This is a genomic window from Mycetocola miduiensis (assembly GCF_900115155.1).
Classification (GTDB): Bacteria; Actinomycetota; Actinomycetes; order Actinomycetales; family Microbacteriaceae; genus Mycetocola_A; species Mycetocola_A miduiensis.
Genome location: NZ_FOVM01000003.1, coordinates 156,879 through 173,353, shown reverse-complemented (window position 1 = coordinate 173,353; position 16,475 = coordinate 156,879). Strand labels below are relative to the sequence as shown.

The window sequence follows — 16,475 nt, the reverse complement described above, 5'->3', positions numbered from 1 at the left end:
ACTTCACAATCCGCCGGGCGGGCGGGACCGTCCGCCCGGCACACCACGAAAGGCACCAGGCCATGCAGAGATTCGGTCACATCATCGATGGCCAGGAGATCGCCTCCATCTCGGGGGAGACTTTCCCGAGCATCGACCCCTACACCCGCGAGCCGTGGGCGGAGATCGCCCTCGGCGCCAAAGCCGACGCCGACCTCGCCGTCGCCGCCGCCCGTCGAGCATTCGATGAGGGCCCATGGCCCCGGATGACGGCAGGCCAGCGCCGCGACCTGATCAACAAGTTCGCCGATCTGATTCTCGAGCACGGCGAGGAACTCGCAATGGCCGACACCCGCGACATGGGCAAGCCGATCACTCAGAGCCTCGGCAACGACGTTGCACGCACCGCACAGAACTTCCGTTTCTTTGCCGATCACGCGCACCTCAGCCCCGCCGACGTTCTCCCGATGGACTCCGGCCACCACACCTACACGCGCTACGAGGCAGCCGGCGTCGTCGCCGCGATCGCCCCGTGGAACTTCCCGATGATGCTCGAAAGCTGGAAGGTAGCTCCTGCGCTCGCGTGGGGCAACACCGTCGTCCTCAAGCCAGCCGAAGACACGCCGGTTTCCGCCACCATCCTCGCACGCCTCGCCCTCGAGGCAGGCATCCCGGCCGGGGTCTTCAACGTCGTCCACGGATTCGGCCCGGACTCTGTGGGCCAGGCGCTCACCGAGAACCCCGACGTCGACCGCATCACGTTCACCGGCGAATCCAACACGGGCCGGATCATCGCCCGCGCCGCCAGTGCCAACCTCACCCCGGTCAGCCTCGAACTCGGCGGAAAGGGCGCAAACGTCGTGTTCGCCGACGCCGACCTCGACAACGCGGTCAGCTGGTCGATCCGCGCCATCTTCACAAACGCCGGCCAGGTCTGCCTCGCCGGCAGCCGGATCTACGTCGAACGTCCCATCTTCGACGAGTTCCTCGAGCGCTTCACCGACGCCGCGGATGCCATGGTGATCGGCGACCCCAAGGATCCGGCGACCCAGATCGGCCCGCTCGCGAGCGAGGAGCACTACACGAAGGTGCGCGGCTACTTCGACACCATCGAAGAGGTCGGCGGAACCCGTGTCACCGGCGGCCTCGGGGACGGCTGGACGGTCAAGCCAACCGTGGTGACCGGTCTCGACCGTGACGCGAAGCACCAGCGTGAAGAGATCTTCGGACCGATCGTCACGATCACGCCGTTCGACTCCGAAGACGAGGTCGTGCACGAGGTCAACGACAGCCCGTACGGACTGAACGCGATGCTGTTCACCGAAAACCTCGTCAAAGCGCACCGCGTCTCTGGTTCGCTGCGGGTCGGAACTGTCTGGGTGAACTGCTTCTTCATCCGCGACCTGCGTGCACCATTCGGCGGCGTCGGAGCATCCGGTGTCGGCCGCGAAGGCGGCAACTTCAGCCGCGAGTTCTTCACCGAACCGAAGGCCGTGGTCATGCAGCTCGTACGACCGGCGGCGCACCCGCCTGTCGTGCTGTCCGGAGCGCACTGACGCCATGACGTCGGTCTACCGCGAGCCGATCTTCGACGTCGCCCAGCTCGGCCACACCGAATTGCTGACGCCGACCCTCGAGAAGTCAGCAGCCTTCTTCACGGAGGTATACGGGTTGTACCCGGTCGCCGAGACCGCGGACTCCGTATACCTCCGGGCGTGGAACGACGACGTGCTCACCTCGCTCAAACTCACGGCATCGCCGGAGGCAGGACTCGGCCACGTCGCCTGGCGCGCGAGCAGCCCACAGGGGCTGGAACGACGGGTGGCTGCGCTCACCGAACGGGGAATCGAAGGCCGGTGGATCGACGGGGACATCGGTCACGGCAAGGCGTACTCCTTCATGGCGCCCGGCGGGCACTCGATGGAGGTCTACTTCGAGACGGAGAAGTTCCGCCCGGCTCCCGATCAGAAGCCGTACCTGCCGAACCAGCCCCAGCGATACAACCCGCACGGCGTCGCCGCCGCGCACATCGACCACATCAACCTGCTGGTGCCGGATGTCGCGGCCAGCCGGGCCTTCCAGGAGGAGGCCCTCGGCTTCAAGCTGAGGGAACGGCTAGTTCCCACCGAGGACAACGAGGTCGGCGCATGGCTCAGCCTGATGACCAAATCCCACGATCTCGCCCTCACCCGTGAACCGGCGCAGACCGATGGCCGCCTTCATCACCTCGCCTACGCGGTTGAAACCCGCGACGACGTGCTGAAGGCCGCGGACATCTTCATGGAGAACGGGGTGTTCCTCGAGTTCGGGCCGGCCAAGCACTCCCGCACGCAGGGGTTCTTCCTGTACGTGTTCGAACCGGGCGGCAACCGGATCGAGGTGTTCGCCGGCGGCATCCATATCTTCTCGCCCGACTTCGAGCCCGTGACCTGGACCACAGAGGCGGGTGGGCGCGGTACCGCCTGGGGACTCGCGGTACCCGACTCGTTCCACTCGCACGCCACCCCGGTGCTCAGGGGCTGAGCGCGGGCGCACAATTTGCAGGAGATCACACGGTTATCAGGATGCTTTCGCTGCTTTTCTCCTGAAAATCGTGCGATCTCCTGTTCCAGGTGCCAACCACATCCGCTCCAGTAACGCGAAAGCCCCGAATACGTTGGTATTAGGGGCTTTCGCGTCACCGGAAGTTATGCACAGCGGGAGCGCTACGTCGAGGTTGCCTTCTCCGCGAGGGTGACCCCACCAGACAACCACCGCGCCGGAGGAACCTCGCGGACCAGCACCCGGATGCTCTGGCCGGGGGCGCCCCACTCTTCGATGGCGTCATGCACGCGACCCATCAGGTCGCGCAACTGCTCCTCGCTGCGGCCTTCAGCAACGTTGATCTCGACGAATGGCATCAGGCATCCTGCAATTCGGTCGAGTCGAGCGGACGACGGATCTGCTTCTGCGTCTGCACACGCTGGGTGACTCCGCCCCACATATCGATCGACTTGGGGTGCAGAGGGTCGAACGTGCGCGGCTTCCAGGTGGCATCGTCCTCGATGAGGCGCACGCCATACGAGTACTCGTAGGTGAGCCCCTCCGGCCCCTTGAAGTAGATGAAGATGGCGGTGGACTGCGGATGACGGCCGGGGCCCTGCTCGATCTCGACACCCTGCTCGAGCAGGAAGTTCCAGCTCCGCATGACGTCGTCGATCGATTCGACCTGGAAGTTGATGTGGCACAGTCCCGGCTCGCTGCCGCGGAACACGGCGAGCTTGTGGTGCACCGGGTCGAAGCGCATGAGCGCCGCCCAGTCACCGATCCAGTCGCTGATCTTGATGTTGAACAGCGAGCTCCACCATTCGTACGCCGCCCTCACATCCGGAGCATCGACGCAGAGGTGACCGAACTCGACGATGCCGGCCTGCCTGCCCCAGTGCACCGTATCGGCGTCATGGACCTGGCCGACCACGAGGTCGAAGCGGTTGCCCCACGGGTCGTCGAAGCTGATGAAACTGCTGACACGGCGGGAGCGCGCCTCTTCGGCGGTGCCACGCACGACGTTGACGCCGGCCAGAGTGAGTTCGGTCTCGGCGAGTCGCAGTGCGTCGTCGTCTTTCAGAGTCAGGCCGGAGCTGAGCACGCCCGCCTCTCCTTCGACGAAGGCGAGGCAGTGGTGGCGGTGGTCGGCACGCAGGTAGTGCACTCCGTTGTCATTGCCGGCGTATTGCATTCCGACGATGTCCACGGCGAAACGCACGGCAGCGTCGACATCCGCAGACCCGGATCGCACGTAGGCGATGTCGGTGATTTCGATCATCATTGACCCTTTCGGTAGGTGTGGGTGAGGTAGTTGTAAATTCTGGGCAGCAGTTCGGTGGCACGCTCCCGCCACCAGGACTGCTCGTCTGCCGGCAGCGGATGCGGCGTGCCGGCGGCAAGCGCGCGAAGGTTGAGTTCTGCGGTCTTCTCCAACACCCACATCAGGGCGACGGCACTGGCAAGGTCCGAGCCGACCGTGACCGCGCCGTTGCCACGGAGGATGATGGCGTTCGAGGTGCCCATCGTGTCGCGCACCGCCGAAGCGCTGGCGGCGTCGCGAATGAGGCGGGAATCGTCGTAAACCGGAACGCTCTCGCCGAGGAACGAACCGTGCCCGTTCAGCGGCAGGACCGGCTGGCCGGCAGCGACGAGGGCGGCAACGGCGGGAGGCTGTGCCCGGCAGATCGCTCCGATCTCCGGCCGGGACTCGGCGAGTGCAAGGTGGATCCATGCCTCCTTGGGGGCGGCGGCCGGCAGTTCGTCAGCGCCGGGGGAGAAGTGGCTGAACCGATGGTCCGCAGTGAGTGCGGACAGGGCCACCGGTGGGGTGATCATCCATTCGTTCGTCGCCGTGCGCATGGAGAGGTGGCCGAATGCGTCGGTCAGTCCGGCGCCGGCGACGACGGCCGCTGCGTCAAGCAGTGCCGCCTGGGGGTCTGTGGTCACGCTCATCCTTACTACTCTGTAGAACAGAACTAGACTACATGTATGAGTAGAAATGTCAATTGAGACATATTTCGAGTTAGGATGATGCCCATGTCCCTGCAGTATGCCGTGCTGGGCGTGCTCGAAGCGCGTCCGATGAGCGGTTATGAGCTCACCCAGTTCTTCGAGTCAACGGCCCGATGGGTGTGGACCGCGCCGCAAAGCCAGATCTACCCGCTGCTGACGCGGATGGCCTCAGACGGCCTGATCACGGGGGAGGAGCAGGTGCGAGGCAGCAAGCTGAAGCGCACCTCGTATTCGATCACCGATTCGGGCGTTCTCGAGCTCCGCCACTGGCTTGCAGAACCGCACGCCGAACCGAACGTGCGCGATGCGTTTCTGCTGCAGACCCTGTTCCTCGACATGATCCCGCCCGCTGAGGCGGAATCCGTCCTCCGGGCGCACATCACCCAGATCGAGGAGCGACGGGAACAGTGGGCGGCACACCGGGCGCGACTCGCTGCCGCCGACACGCCGCTCATTCGGGAGCGACTGCAGCGCCGTGACCCTGCTGAGCATGCCCGGATCGTGAACCTCAAGACTCACGTGTTCGACTACCTGATCGACTCCGCTACCCACCGGATCGCCTGGGCCGAGGAAGCCATCTCGATCCTCAGCTAGGGCTGCCCAGTCTGCCTCGGTATCATGCAGCGCATGGTCATCAAACTGGAGAACGTCGGCATCGCCGTTCGCGACCTCGAAGCAACAATCGCCTTTTTCACCGACCTCGGCCTCACGGTCGTCGGCCGTGACACAGTCAAGGGCGAGTGGACCGACACTGCCGTCGGCCTTGACGCCAACCACGCCAGGATTGCGATGCTCCAGACGCCCGACGGTCAGGGTCGCCTCGAGCTCTTCGAGTACATCCACCCTCAGGCGATCGAGACGAGCCCCACTCTGCCCAACGAGATCGGCATGCACCGCGTAGCGTTCTCGGTCGACGACATCGACGAAGCCCTCGCGATAGCGGCCAAGCACGGATGCCTTCCGCTTCGGGGCGTCGCAACCTACGAAGACGTCTACAAGCTGACGTATATCCGGGGTCCGAGCGGCATCATCGTGATGCTCGCTGAGGAGCTGAACCCCTCGATCAGCGGGTGAAGCGTTTCCGCATCTGCGTCGTCACCACGTAACCGTTCTGTTCGTATAACGCGACGGCCGCCGCGTTACGGCCGAACACGTTCAGCCCCCGGACCGGCAGCGTCTGGTTTACGCATTGACCTCAACGGCAGATCGTGAAGGGGCTCGGTCTCCCAGCGCGCGACAAAGGTCAATTCTTCCCAGTCGAGAGTCAGGTGAAGGCGGTGGGGCGTCTCGAGGAAGATCACGTCGACGGCCAGGAGCGCACCGCCTCCTCCCCAGCCCGCGCTGGCCGCCGTGGCATCGTTCGTCTTCCAGTGGCCGAAGCGGGCCGCCACCGCAAGCGGACCGTCCTCCTCGACGAGCGTGAACGTCCACGGGTTCGTGCCATGGCCGGGGGCGACGTCGATGCGGGTGAGGCGCGGAAGTGCATTGTCCGGTGCAGGCAAGTACTGCCCGGCCCCGATCGGGGCGCCAACACCGTTGGTCGGCACGGGGGAAAGGCCGAGCGACGCCAGTCGTTCGGCGAGCGCGGAGTCCGCGCTCCTGTCGCTGCCATCAGCGTCGTCCGGCCCGGCGAACGCCGGGAGCAGGTGCTCCCAAGCACGATCGAGGACGCCCTGCATGTCTTCGCTCTGGCCGGTCATTGCCAGAACCACACCGTGCTCCGGCAGAACCACGCAGAACTGGCCGTATGCGCCGTCTCCGCGGTAACGCCACGCTGCAGGTAGAGCTGGCCGAGCGCTGCGATGGCCTCCGTCTGCGCGTGCAGGCCGCTGAAGCCCAGCTCGCACCCTTCGGAGTCGCGAATCCAGCCGACGTCGCCGATTCCGAGCGGGTCCAACAGTCGGGGCCGCAGGTAGTCGATGAGCGACATGCCGCTGAGGCGCCGCACCAGGGCGGCCAGCGTGTACGTGCATGGCTGGTTGTACGCGAAAACCGATCCCGGCTCTTCATCGGGTGGCAGGGTCAGAAAGCCGCGCACGAGATTCTCGCCGTCTTTCTCGAGCGCCCGCTGCAGTGTTTCCTCCCGGTGCCCGCTCGCCATGGCAAGCAGGTGCCGCACTCGCATCCGCCGACTGCGGGGGTCCGTGATGTCGGCGTCCAGCTCGGGGAAGTGGCTGAGGACCGTGTCATCCAGACTCAGAAGCCCTTCACTGACCGCCAGGCCGACGGCCGAGGACGTGAAGCTCTTGCTGAGGGAGTAGAGCAGGTGCGTTCTCTCGGCCGTGCACGGCGCCCACCACCCTTCGGCGATCACGTCACCGTCGCGAAGCAGCATCAGGCTGTGCGGTTCGATGTTGGGAGCGGATTCCACAGCGTCGATGAACGCGGTGATGCCGCGCGCATCCACAGCATGAGCGGATGGTGTGCTTCTCGGCAATGAGCGGTGCATGCGTCCATGCTAGAGCGGCGCACCCCTGCTCTCGGTCGCCTTTCGCCCCGAATACATCGAGTACCCGCCGGCACTGCCGCAGTGCCAGACGTAAACGCGACGTCCTGGAACGGTGCGTTGTTGTTCGCCATGTCGAGGATTGTCATAGCGAGGGTCGCCGGCACGCCGGAGCGCTGTGATCCGCTGGGGTAACGCCTATGGATCCGCTATGCCGGGCTCCTTTTGACGCAAGTTGCACTCCAATGCAGGAAGTGCAAACATATACTTCGTGTCAGACAGTGCAATTTCGAATCGTCGTGAGCGGCGGATGGCCCAGACCGCTGCCCGCCTCACCTCCGTGGCGCGTCGTCTGACCGCTGAACGCGGCCTTAACGGGTTCACCGTTGAAGAGGTGTGCGACGAGGTGGACATCTCGCGCCGGACCTTCTTCAACTACTTCCCCACGAAGGATGACGCCGTACTCGGCGTCGACCCCGGTGAAGAGATGGGGAAGTTCTCAGAGGAGTTCCTGGCCCGGGGGTCCCGCGGCTGGGAGATCGTTATCGATGACCTCGTCGACCTCGTCATCGCGCATTTCGAATCGACCGGGCACGACCACAAGCCTCACGCAGAGTTCCACGCCGCGCTTGACCGGGAGCCGCGACTGCTCCTTCGTTTTCTCGGGGCCACACGCGAACGGGAGAAGCAGGCCGTAGCGCTCGTGGCATCCCGTGAGGGCGTCGCGGCCGATGACCCCCGGGCCGTGGCCGTGGTCGGCGTCCTGTCGACGCTTCTCAAGCACGCGGGTGAGCACTATCTCGCCCGCCCAGGCACCGACGACATCTCCACTTTTCTCCGTGCCCAACTCGCCGCATTCCGCGTCGTGATGGCTGCACCATCTTCTTCTCGAAAGGCAACCTTGTGACAATCCCGACCGAGGCGCCGCTGCTCCTCACCCAGCGACGCATCTGGATCATCTTCGGCGCCCTCATCGCCGGCATGCTGCTGTCGAGCCTGGACCAGACCATCGTCTCCACAGCCATGCCCACGATCGTCGGCCAGCTCGGGGGAGTGGATCACCAGGTTTGGCTGACCACGGCCTACCTCCTTGCGACGACGATCGTCATGCCCGTGTACGGCAAGTTCGGCGATGTGCTCGGGCGCCGGCGGCTGTTCCTCGTCGCTATCGCGCTCTTCACGATCGCATCGGTCGGCTGCGCGTTCGCCGGCGACTTCAGCCATCTCGTGATCTGGCGCGCCGTGCAGGGGCTCGGTGGCGGCGGGCTCATGATCCTCTCCCAGGCGATCATCGCCGACATCGTGCCGGCCTCTGAACGCGGCAAGTACCTCGGACCGCTCGGTGCCGTCTTCGGCCTCTCCGCCGTCGGCGGGCCGCTCCTCGGCGGCTTCTTCGTCGACCACCTCACCTGGCAGTGGGCGTTCTACATCAACATCCCGGTCGGCATCGCCGCGTTTACGATCGCCTGGTTCACGCTGAAGCTCCCGAACAAGAAGGCGACAGCGCCGATCGACGTGATGGGTGTTCTCCTGCTCTCCGCGTTCACCACATGCCTCATCTTCTTCACCGACTTCGGTGGCAGCTCCGACCACGGCTGGGATGCCATTGAGACGTGGGCGTTCGGCATCAGCATGGTGATCGCCGCCCTGCTGTTCGTCCTCGTCGAGTCCCGCGCGAAGGATCCGATCATTCCGCTGTCGCTGTTCAAGAACCCGGTCTTCGTCAACGCGACAGCGATCGGACTCACCCTCGGCCTCGGCATGTTCGCGGCGATCGGTTTCGTGCCCACCTTCCTGCAGATGTCGTCCGGCACGTCCGCCGCGGCATCCGGGCTTCTCATGCTTCCGATGATGGCGGGGCTCATGCTCACCTCCATCTGGTCAGGAATCGCGATCTCGAAGTCCGGGCGCTACAAGATCTACCCGATCGCCGGCACGATCGTGACCGGCGCTGCCATGGTCGCGATGACCACACTGGCTGCTGAGACCCCGATCTGGATGATCTGCGTCTTCCTGTTCGTGTTCGGCGCCGGGCTCGGCCTGATCATGCAGGTCGTCGTGCTCGTCGCCCAGAACTCCGTCGATGCGTCAATGGTCGGAACGGCCACGAGTACGAACAACTACTTCCGCGAAGTGGGCGCCTCACTCGGCGTCGCCGTCTTCGGCACAATTTTCACCACGCGACTGACCGAAAACCTGACGGATGTCTTCACGAGCGCGGGAGCGGACCCATCCGCCGCAGCAAACGCGACGTCGACCCTCGACCCGCAGACCCTCGCGACACTGCCGGACACGGTCCGCGACGGCGTCGTCACGGCATACGCGGATGCGCTCGCACCGGTGTTCTGGTACCTGCTGCCGTTCATCGCGATCGCGTTCCTGCTCTCCCTGTTCCTCAAGCGGATCCCCTTGTCAGATGTCGCCGGACTCGTCGCCCGCGGTGAGGCCATCGGCGGACAGGAAGCGGAAGAACTCGAGGCTGCGCTGCGGGACGGTTCTGCGACGGCATCCCTTATCGATACCCAGGACGACCGACTGGAGGAGTCGCCCGCGCCCCGGTGACGGGAGAGGAATGCGTAAATGCCCTGGTTGGGCAGGTCAGGTCATCTGACGGTTGCGGGCTGCCCACTCGATCCCGTGCGTCGCCTGCTCTTTCGTCAGCGGCGTTGCCCCGCCGCAGTTCCTGCAGACGTTGACGTAGCGCCGCCCGACGGTGAACAGCGGAAGAAAGAAGACCGAGAACTTCGTCGCGCTCTCGATGACGTCCTGCGAAGCGTCCGTCCGGCAATACTCGCAAATGAACCTGACGACGACGAGGACCCGGTCGCGCACTGTCGTACCGAAGATGAGAAGCATCCGTCGAGTGTATGAACCGACCCGGACGAGGACGAGGGGGTTGCGCTGGAGCGAACATCCGTTTGTTTGCCGTACCTCCCGCCGACACCTTTTTCGTCTCGGCGGACCTGCGCGTCCGCGGCTGATCTGAGGTCCGGCGGACAGGACGCCGGACCGGCAGGGCTTCCGGGGAATGAATCCGCGGTCCTAGACTCGCGTCATCCTCGTGGAGAGGCGAGATCATGGCGAACATGCGAGTGCTTGAGTTGCGCATTCATGGCATCGCGAACGCGCCGCCCGCCGACGTGCTCTGCACGACGAACGAGGAAGTGGAACAAAAGGACGGCGACGAACAGGGGTCGTTCTGGAGGATCAAGCCGAAGGCATCCGTCGCGTCGCAGGCATCCGTCACTCCGCCGGTACCCGCGCCGGTGCCTGGTGCCGCAGTGGACACCGAAGCGTACTCGTGGGGCAACCAGGCCAGGAGTGGGGCCTCCGCACTGGCCCTGATCGGTCGCGCTGTCGTCCACGTGGGGTGGTTGTTCGTTCTCCCGTTCGGACTGTGCAACCTCGCCTATTGGGCAAGACGCGACATCAAAGGCACCGACGAAGACCCGAAGTGGTGGGCAGGAGGCGATGGCGCCGTCATACTCCGCGTGTTCGCCCTCCTCCAGACGCTCTTCTACACCGTCGGGTTCCTCACGGTGTCGGTACACCTGATGGGGCTGCAATGCTTCCAGGCGACCTCCGGCCCGGACGGCACTCTGCGGTATCACGCCTGTGCGGCGTTGCCGGGCTGGCTCGATTTTCTCGCCGGATGGAGCCCGATCGCTCGCGCGGCACTGTTCAGCATCGCACCGATCGCCGTAACGCTGTTGATCTACATGATCAGTTCGCGGGCGCGCGGAATGTTCAACCCGCAGAGCTCGTTCGATGACGACGCCAAGGGCCGGCCCAGCGAAGAGGAACCCACGGACGACGGTGCGAGTGAAGCCGATCCTCCGCGACCTGCGCTCCTCTCATCCGCTGGTTTCTGGCATCGTTCCCGCGTGGGGCAGACGTCTGAGCGGGCCCACTTCGCAGCCGCCATCGCACTGATCCTCCTCCTTCTCGCCTCAGACGCGCTCGTCGACTCCATTCGAGGCGAGAGCGACATTTCCGTTCCGGGCGCGGACCTGGTCGAAGTGCTCCTGGGCCGAGTCGACACGACGGGTACCGGTCCTGTGCCATTCGTCGCACTTGCTGTCGCCGCCGTGCTGCTCGCCGGCGCCGGGATGATCGCGGCAGCGGCAGGATTGAGCGGTAAGAGATGGTCCACCCGATCCAAGCGCGGCTGGTCGACGACCATCCTCGTGCTCTCCGCCGGCGCCTACGTCGCCTGGGTGGCGTGGGCGATCATCGCCGCTCGAACACCGACAGCGGGCGAGCAGCTTCTGGCCGCCAGCAGCCTCCGCGGGCTCACCGTGACCCCGACGATCATTGCCGCCCTCGGGGCGCTCATCGCTGTCGCGAGTCTCACCTGGGGATACCGCTGGCGACGCCGCCTGGTGATGTGGTTCGTGTTGCCGGTGGCGGTCGCCTGCGGTGCCGCGTCCTCCGTGTGGGGGCTCGCCCCGGCCGAACTTAGCGGGGTCGGGCCCATCCTGACCTGGTCATCGGCGGGACTCATCGGGCTGGCCATCGTGGTCGGATATCTGCCCTTCGCCGATCCGCGGGTGAGGGAAGCACGCCGCCACACCGGCTGGCACGGCAACGGGGCTGCGGTGATCCTGTTGCTTGCCCTGCTGGCCTCGCTCATCATCACCAGTCTGCTTGTGCTCGGTACACATGCCTGGTTGACGACGGATACCGACCTGCCGGTGGTCAGGGACGGCTGGCGGCTCATCAACCCGCCGGAGGCGGACCCAACCGCGGCCGCATCGCTTCCAGCGCCCGCGGTGATCGAGGCGCCTCCATTTCACTCGCTCTTCGCCGGCATGCTCGTGGTTGGGCTGATCGTCTTTCTGGCACTCGTTCTGCTCACCGTGGGCGCCGCGTTACGCCGGTTTCCCGCCTTCAGTCTGCCCGGCCCTGGGAACGAGGGCCTCGGGGGGACAGGGCGGTTGGTTCCCGAGGACGCCGAGCTTCCACCCCCGCCGGCAGCCACGACCGTCGTGAAGGGGAGCCCGCTCCTGGCTCCCGCAGAACACCCGCCCCAGACGGTGCATGAGAAGGACTACCCTCCGGACGAAATCCGGCCAAGCGGTCGCCTTCGTGTTGTCGCGGACGCCAGACGGGTCGCCGGGCTTCTCCACCGCGGAGAGCCGCTCCTCGGGGTGCTCGCCGTCCTCACCGCCGTCGCTCTCGTTCCCCTCGCCATCCCGCCGGTCGGCGATCTTCTCGAAGGCGCACCGTTCTGGAGCACCCTCCTTGCCGTGTCGCGGTGGGCGATCGGGCTCATTGCGCTCGCAGCGGTTGCCTTTGTCGTGACCAACGCGGTCACGTCCACGGAACGCCCACTCGCACTCGTCTGGGACATCATCTGCTTCTTCCCCCGGGCAGGGCATCCGTTTGCGCCACCGTGTTACGCCGAACGAGCCGTTCCCGAGGTGACCAAGAGGATCAAACGGTGGATGGGGCCCAACGAGGCCGGCCCAGACGGAAAGGTCATTCTCTCGGCGCACTCGATGGGGGCGACGATCGCCGTCGGCGCGATCCTCGCAATGAAGGGCGATGAGGAAATTGACGCGCTCGGCAATGTCGCCCTGCTGACCCACGGCGTGCAGCTGCGTCCCTATTTCAGCAGGTTCTTCCCTGAGGTGTTCGGCCCACGTGTGCTCGGTGTCCGTGGGACGCTCGGACCCCGGATGCTCGAATCCGATCCGTGGAGAAGGCAAGTGATCGCCGACAACCGGCCGCCCGTGCTGCCGGTGCACAAAGAAGACGATCCGCCATCCGTCGTCGAACTCCTGGGTGGGGACTTCCGCGACCGGGAGCATCCGGTGGCGCCGCGGTGGCGGAGCCTCTGGCGGCGAACCGACTACCTGGGCTTCCCGGTGACCGGCTTCTGGAGCAACGAGACGGACGGCGTCAATGAGAACCCGATCGACCGTCGAGCGACAGAACGGTCGCCGCGTTCGTACCTCTGGGCGGTCGCGAAGCACAACGACTACCTGTCGACACCCCAGTACCGGTCAGCACGTGACGAACTGGTCGCGATGCTCACGGACGGACGAGTCCTCAGCGAACCTTCCGTGCCCGAACCGGAACCCCGGTCCGACTGGCGCGCTTTCTGGTTCGGTTGGCTGCGGTGGTTACGGGAGCGCAGTGGAATGGTTTCTCTCGCAAATGCACGGCGGCGCACCGGGGAATGAGGCGCCGCCGAAAAGAGCGGCACCCCGGTCCGTCGGGGGTCAGCCTACTGCCGGCACGCCGCCTCGTTTTCCGGCGTCACCACCCGGGCGGGTGGATCCCCCGAGGGCCATGTCGAGTGCGTCCCGGCGTGACAGCGCACGTCCCCGCTCCCGCGCCTCCTCGAAGCGTGATACCTCCTCGGAAGCGAGGATCCGGTCGAGGAGGGACCGGAGAAGACGGACGTATGACCGTTGCTCGATCATGCCGGTACGCTTCCTGGCGGTCTCCGCTGCGCCGAGGAGGAGTCCGGCCGTCTCGGTGTCGCCGACCAGCGCGGCGCAGGCTGCGAGTCCCTCGAACGCGTAGCCGATGCCATCCTCGTTCGCCATCTGAAGTGACAGCTTCAGGTGCTGCACGAAAAGGCCGGGTCGTGCCTCGCCGAGAGCCAGCCGCGCCCAGCCTGCGTTTGTGAGGGTGATGCTTTCGATAAAGCGGTCGCCAATCCGAACGGCCTCCTCGATGACGGCGTCGAACGTTTCCAGGGCCTCGGTAGCGCGGCCTTGAACGAGCTGAACACTACCGAGCGAGCCGCGGAACAGGGCCTGGAACGTGGGGTAGCCGTGCGAAAGCTCGATCGCGCGACTCTGAGTCTCCTCGGCCCGATCCAGGTCGGGGGGAGTGATCGACATGTAGGCGATGCTGAGGACCGTGAGTGCGCAGGCTTCACCGAAATCGTCGCCGGTGGCGTGGAACAGCGCGACGCTTTCTTCGACAGGTCCCGGATCGCCGCGAGCGCCGGGCTGCGACAATGCGACCCACGCCGAGAACGCGAGCGCGATCGCACGGGTGCGGTCGGTCAAGGGCACACCGGCGACGAGGATGTTCTCCATCCACGCCCTCGCCTCCGGAAGGAGGTTGCGGATCCACCAGTAGAGAAGCAGGCTCCACACCGCAACGGCGACGCTGTCCACCTCTCCGATGGAGATGAGGTGACGGTACCCAGCCCGCAGGTTGTCCTTTTCCGCTTCGAGCCTGGTCAGCGCCGTCAGCTGCGTCGGACCCTGAAGCAGCGGTTCGGTCTCGGCGGCCAGGCGAAGGTAATGTTCGGCGTGTTTTCGGCGAGCGTCGGTGACGTCGGGGTCGGCCTCGAAGCGTGCGGTCGCAACCTCACGCACCGGGGCGAGCATCGAAAAGAAAGGCACGCCGAGAACGTCGTGCTGGCGCAGGAGGCTGCCGTCCACGAGCTCCAGGATCGTTTCCAGCAGGTCAGTGGTCCATTGCGCGTCCCCGGCGACCGCTTCGACGGCGTCGAGGCTGAAGTCCCCGACGAAAACGCCGAGCAGCGTGAAAGGATCTGGGCGTCGTCGCTGAGCAGGCGGATACTCCACTCGACAGTGGCCTGGATGGTGCGTTGGCGCTCAGGCACGTCACGGGCGGCCGTCACGAGCAGGGGGAGTACCCGGTCCAGTTTCGCGAGCATCGCCGCCGGGGTGAGCGCACGGATGCGGGCGGCTGCGAGTTCGATTGCCAGCGGTACACCGTCAAGCGCTCGGCAGATGGAGGCGACGTGCGCGGCATTGTCTGAGGTCACGTCGAAGCGTGGGTCGGCTGCCTGCGCCCGCTCGCGGAACAGCTGGACTGATGGCATCAGCAGGATCTCCGTTGCGGATGCCGCGGCCGGATCCGGGAGCACACCCAGAGGTTCGACGTCGAAGACATACTCCCCGCGCAATCGCAGCCTCGCCCGGCTGGTGACAAGAACGGTGGCACCGGGCAGATCGGTGAGAAGCGATCCGAGAAGCGGGGCGGCTCCGAGGACCTGCTCGAAGTTGTCGAGGACCAGAAGATCGCGGCGACCCGCACGTGCAGGAGGAAGGAGTTCCATGATCGGACGGTTCCCGCCCTCGCGAACTCCGAGTCCCCTGGCAATGGCGGGAAGTACGTCCTCGACGGCTTCGACGTGTTCCAGGGCGACGAATGTCACTCGGTCGAAGCGATTTCGGCCGAGCGCGGCGACTTCGACGGCCAGCCTGCTCTTGCCGATTCCGCCGGGCCCGGTCAGCGTGATCAACCTTCGTGTGCCGTCATCGAGCCACTCGAGGAGCGTGGAGATTTCTTTCTCCCGGCCGATGATGTCGGCGGGTTGAACAGGCAACCGGCCCGATCGCGGATCCTCGGCCGGAACCGGCTCCGTCGGCGCGCGCGACGCGTCGAACCGCTCCGCCAGTAACGTCGCGAGATCGGCTTCGATCAGTTGTTCGAGTTCGTCCGGGCTCGAAAAGGCCTTATAGGAGGCGGAGTCGTCATCCCGAATGCGGGCGAGCAGACCGGCGAGGCGCTCGTTCCGCTCCGCCGGTTGCTTCAGATAGATGAGCTTCGGCATCGCTCCAGGGGCGAGCCGATATTCGTCCTCCAGTCCGGAGAGTTCCTCTCCAGGTGCGACCCAGCCATACTGCTGCCAATAGAGCCCGACAAACACATCGCTCTGTTCGAGGTAGGCGCGGTACAGGTCCCGCGGCGGATGAGGACGCGCGCCGAGTTCGAACATGACGGGTGCGAGACGCAGTCGTTCGATCGCCCCGCGTGCAGCACGCCGTTCGGGTTCGAGCTCGCGCAGCGTCGAACTCACGAACACCCGAAGGCGTTGGTCGGGCGTCCGGATCGAAGGCGCACCGGCGGTCATGACGGCCACCCCGTTCTCCGGCTGCCTGCGACTCGGCCCAACATGCAGCCATTCTCCGGCGCACGGTGGTCAGCGTCCAGCCCGGCGGGGCCTCGGCGAAAAAGGCGCGCGGCTTCGTCGAATGCGACGTATCGTTCAACCCATAAGAGTGAAGCGAGGAGAACGCGTCATGTCAATTCGTCGCTGGCACACCCATTCCCGCTTCTCGGCGATCAGCGAAGGGCGATGAACATGCCGGCAGCGGTCGCAGCTGGAGTGCTGCTCATAGTGCTTCCCATCGCCTTCAACGCGGCGTTCGTCCTCCTTGCCAAAACATTCGACTATCCCGACATTCTTCGCCGCCCCGGTGCGACGGTGGGTGTGCTCGCGGCCACCGTGCAGTTCCTCGGCCTGGTCCGATGGCCCTTCCTCGTGCCGTATCTCGCCCGCCAGATGGACGACACGGCCTCATCGCCGACACGCAAGGAAGCGATCGACGTCGTCTTCCAGTCCTTTCATCGATACCTGGGTGTCGCTGTTGGCAAACATCTCGGCTACCTGTTCACCGGGGCGTGGAGCGTCCTCGTGGGAGCTGCCATGATCCAGGCTCCGGCCGGGCCAAAGGGGGGAATCCGTCGAGGACCGAACACCCATACAGTGGCAGCATGAACAGGGGCAGCA

General features: G+C 65.5%; 15 protein-coding genes. 8 read left to right on the top strand and 7 right to left on the bottom strand.

The window, feature by feature from the left end:
- The first annotated feature begins 62 nt into the window (after window positions 1-62).
- Together BM197_RS06670 and BM197_RS06665 are read left to right on the top strand one after the other, a co-directional pair.
- On the top strand, window positions 63-1,535 hold the full coding sequence (locus tag BM197_RS06670; RefSeq protein WP_090709954.1) for an aldehyde dehydrogenase: 1,473 nt from the start codon (window positions 63-65) through the stop codon (window positions 1,533-1,535).
- A 4-nt stretch (window positions 1,536-1,539) separates the two neighbouring features.
- Window positions 1,540-2,502 carry a VOC family protein gene (locus BM197_RS06665; protein WP_090709953.1) on the top strand — a complete coding sequence of 321 codons (963 nt, stop codon included), beginning with the start codon at window positions 1,540-1,542 and terminating at the stop codon, window positions 2,500-2,502.
- Between the two features lie 182 nt (window positions 2,503-2,684).
- On the opposite strand, the gene BM197_RS06660 is transcribed toward BM197_RS06665, so the two are convergent.
- From BM197_RS06660 to BM197_RS06650, 3 genes are read right to left on the bottom strand one after another with little or no spacing between them, the layout of a single operon-like run.
- The gene (locus BM197_RS06660) at window positions 2,685-2,879 is read right to left on the bottom strand and encodes a tautomerase family protein (protein ID WP_090709951.1); all 195 of its coding nucleotides are present in this window, start codon (window positions 2,877-2,879) and stop codon (window positions 2,685-2,687) included.
- Window positions 2,879-3,787 (bottom strand): VOC family protein, encoded by a 909-nt coding sequence (locus BM197_RS06655; RefSeq protein ID WP_218151837.1) that lies wholly within the window; start codon window positions 3,785-3,787, stop codon window positions 2,879-2,881. The genes BM197_RS06660 and BM197_RS06655 overlap by 1 nt, the downstream gene beginning before the upstream one ends.
- The gene (locus BM197_RS06650) at window positions 3,784-4,452 is read right to left on the bottom strand and encodes a class II aldolase/adducin family protein (protein WP_218151836.1); all 669 of its coding nucleotides are present in this window, start codon (window positions 4,450-4,452) and stop codon (window positions 3,784-3,786) included. The genes BM197_RS06655 and BM197_RS06650 overlap by 4 nt, the downstream gene beginning before the upstream one ends.
- A gap of 90 nt (window positions 4,453-4,542) precedes the next feature.
- Between BM197_RS06650 and BM197_RS06645 the strand changes: the two genes are divergently transcribed.
- Window positions 4,543-5,112 carry a PadR family transcriptional regulator gene (locus BM197_RS06645; protein ID WP_090709948.1) on the top strand — a complete coding sequence of 190 codons (570 nt, stop codon included), beginning with the start codon at window positions 4,543-4,545 and terminating at the stop codon, window positions 5,110-5,112.
- 33 nt (window positions 5,113-5,145) lie between these two features.
- Entirely contained in the window at window positions 5,146-5,592 is a 447-nt protein-coding gene (locus tag BM197_RS06640; RefSeq protein WP_090710228.1) for a VOC family protein, read from the top strand.
- Between the two features lie 65 nt (window positions 5,593-5,657).
- Here the strand turns inward: BM197_RS06640 and BM197_RS16465 are convergent, their stop codons facing one another.
- Complete coding sequence (locus tag BM197_RS16465) at window positions 5,658-6,218, bottom strand: hypothetical protein (protein ID WP_218151835.1); 561 nt, start codon at window positions 6,216-6,218, stop codon at window positions 5,658-5,660.
- Entirely contained in the window at window positions 6,215-6,967 is a 753-nt protein-coding gene (locus BM197_RS16460) for a serine hydrolase domain-containing protein (RefSeq protein ID WP_218151834.1), read from the bottom strand. The genes BM197_RS16465 and BM197_RS16460 overlap by 4 nt, the downstream gene beginning before the upstream one ends.
- Before the next feature lie 268 nt (window positions 6,968-7,235).
- On the opposite strand from BM197_RS16460, the gene BM197_RS06630 reads away from it, so the two are divergent.
- On the top strand, window positions 7,236-7,871 hold the full coding sequence (locus tag BM197_RS06630; RefSeq protein WP_143095017.1) for a TetR/AcrR family transcriptional regulator: 636 nt from the start codon (window positions 7,236-7,238) through the stop codon (window positions 7,869-7,871).
- Window positions 7,868-9,526 carry an MDR family MFS transporter gene (locus BM197_RS06625; RefSeq protein WP_245762427.1) on the top strand — a complete coding sequence of 553 codons (1,659 nt, stop codon included), beginning with the start codon at window positions 7,868-7,870 and terminating at the stop codon, window positions 9,524-9,526. Before BM197_RS06630 ends, BM197_RS06625 begins: the two co-directional genes overlap by 4 nt.
- 36 nt (window positions 9,527-9,562) lie before the next feature.
- On the opposite strand, the gene BM197_RS06620 is transcribed toward BM197_RS06625, so the two are convergent.
- Window positions 9,563-9,820 (bottom strand): zinc-ribbon domain-containing protein, encoded by a 258-nt coding sequence (locus BM197_RS06620; protein ID WP_090709943.1) that lies wholly within the window; start codon window positions 9,818-9,820, stop codon window positions 9,563-9,565.
- A 221-nt stretch (window positions 9,821-10,041) separates the two neighbouring features.
- Here BM197_RS06620 and BM197_RS06615 point away from each other — a divergent pair, with 221 nt between their 5' ends.
- Window positions 10,042-13,152, top strand: a complete 3,111-nt coding sequence (locus BM197_RS06615) for a hypothetical protein (RefSeq protein ID WP_090709941.1) — start codon at window positions 10,042-10,044, stop codon at window positions 13,150-13,152.
- Between the two features lie 1,025 nt (window positions 13,153-14,177).
- Here the strand turns inward: BM197_RS06615 and BM197_RS06610 are convergent.
- The gene (locus tag BM197_RS06610) at window positions 14,178-15,815 is read right to left on the bottom strand and encodes an ATP-binding protein (protein WP_245762454.1); all 1,638 of its coding nucleotides are present in this window, start codon (window positions 15,813-15,815) and stop codon (window positions 14,178-14,180) included.
- A gap of 231 nt (window positions 15,816-16,046) precedes the next feature.
- Here BM197_RS06610 and BM197_RS06605 point away from each other — a divergent pair, with 231 nt between their 5' ends.
- Window positions 16,047-16,463: a DUF4386 family protein gene (locus BM197_RS06605; RefSeq protein WP_090710227.1), complete on the top strand. Its 417-nt coding sequence runs from the start codon at window positions 16,047-16,049 to the stop codon at window positions 16,461-16,463.
- Window positions 16,464-16,475: the final 12 nt, after the last annotated feature.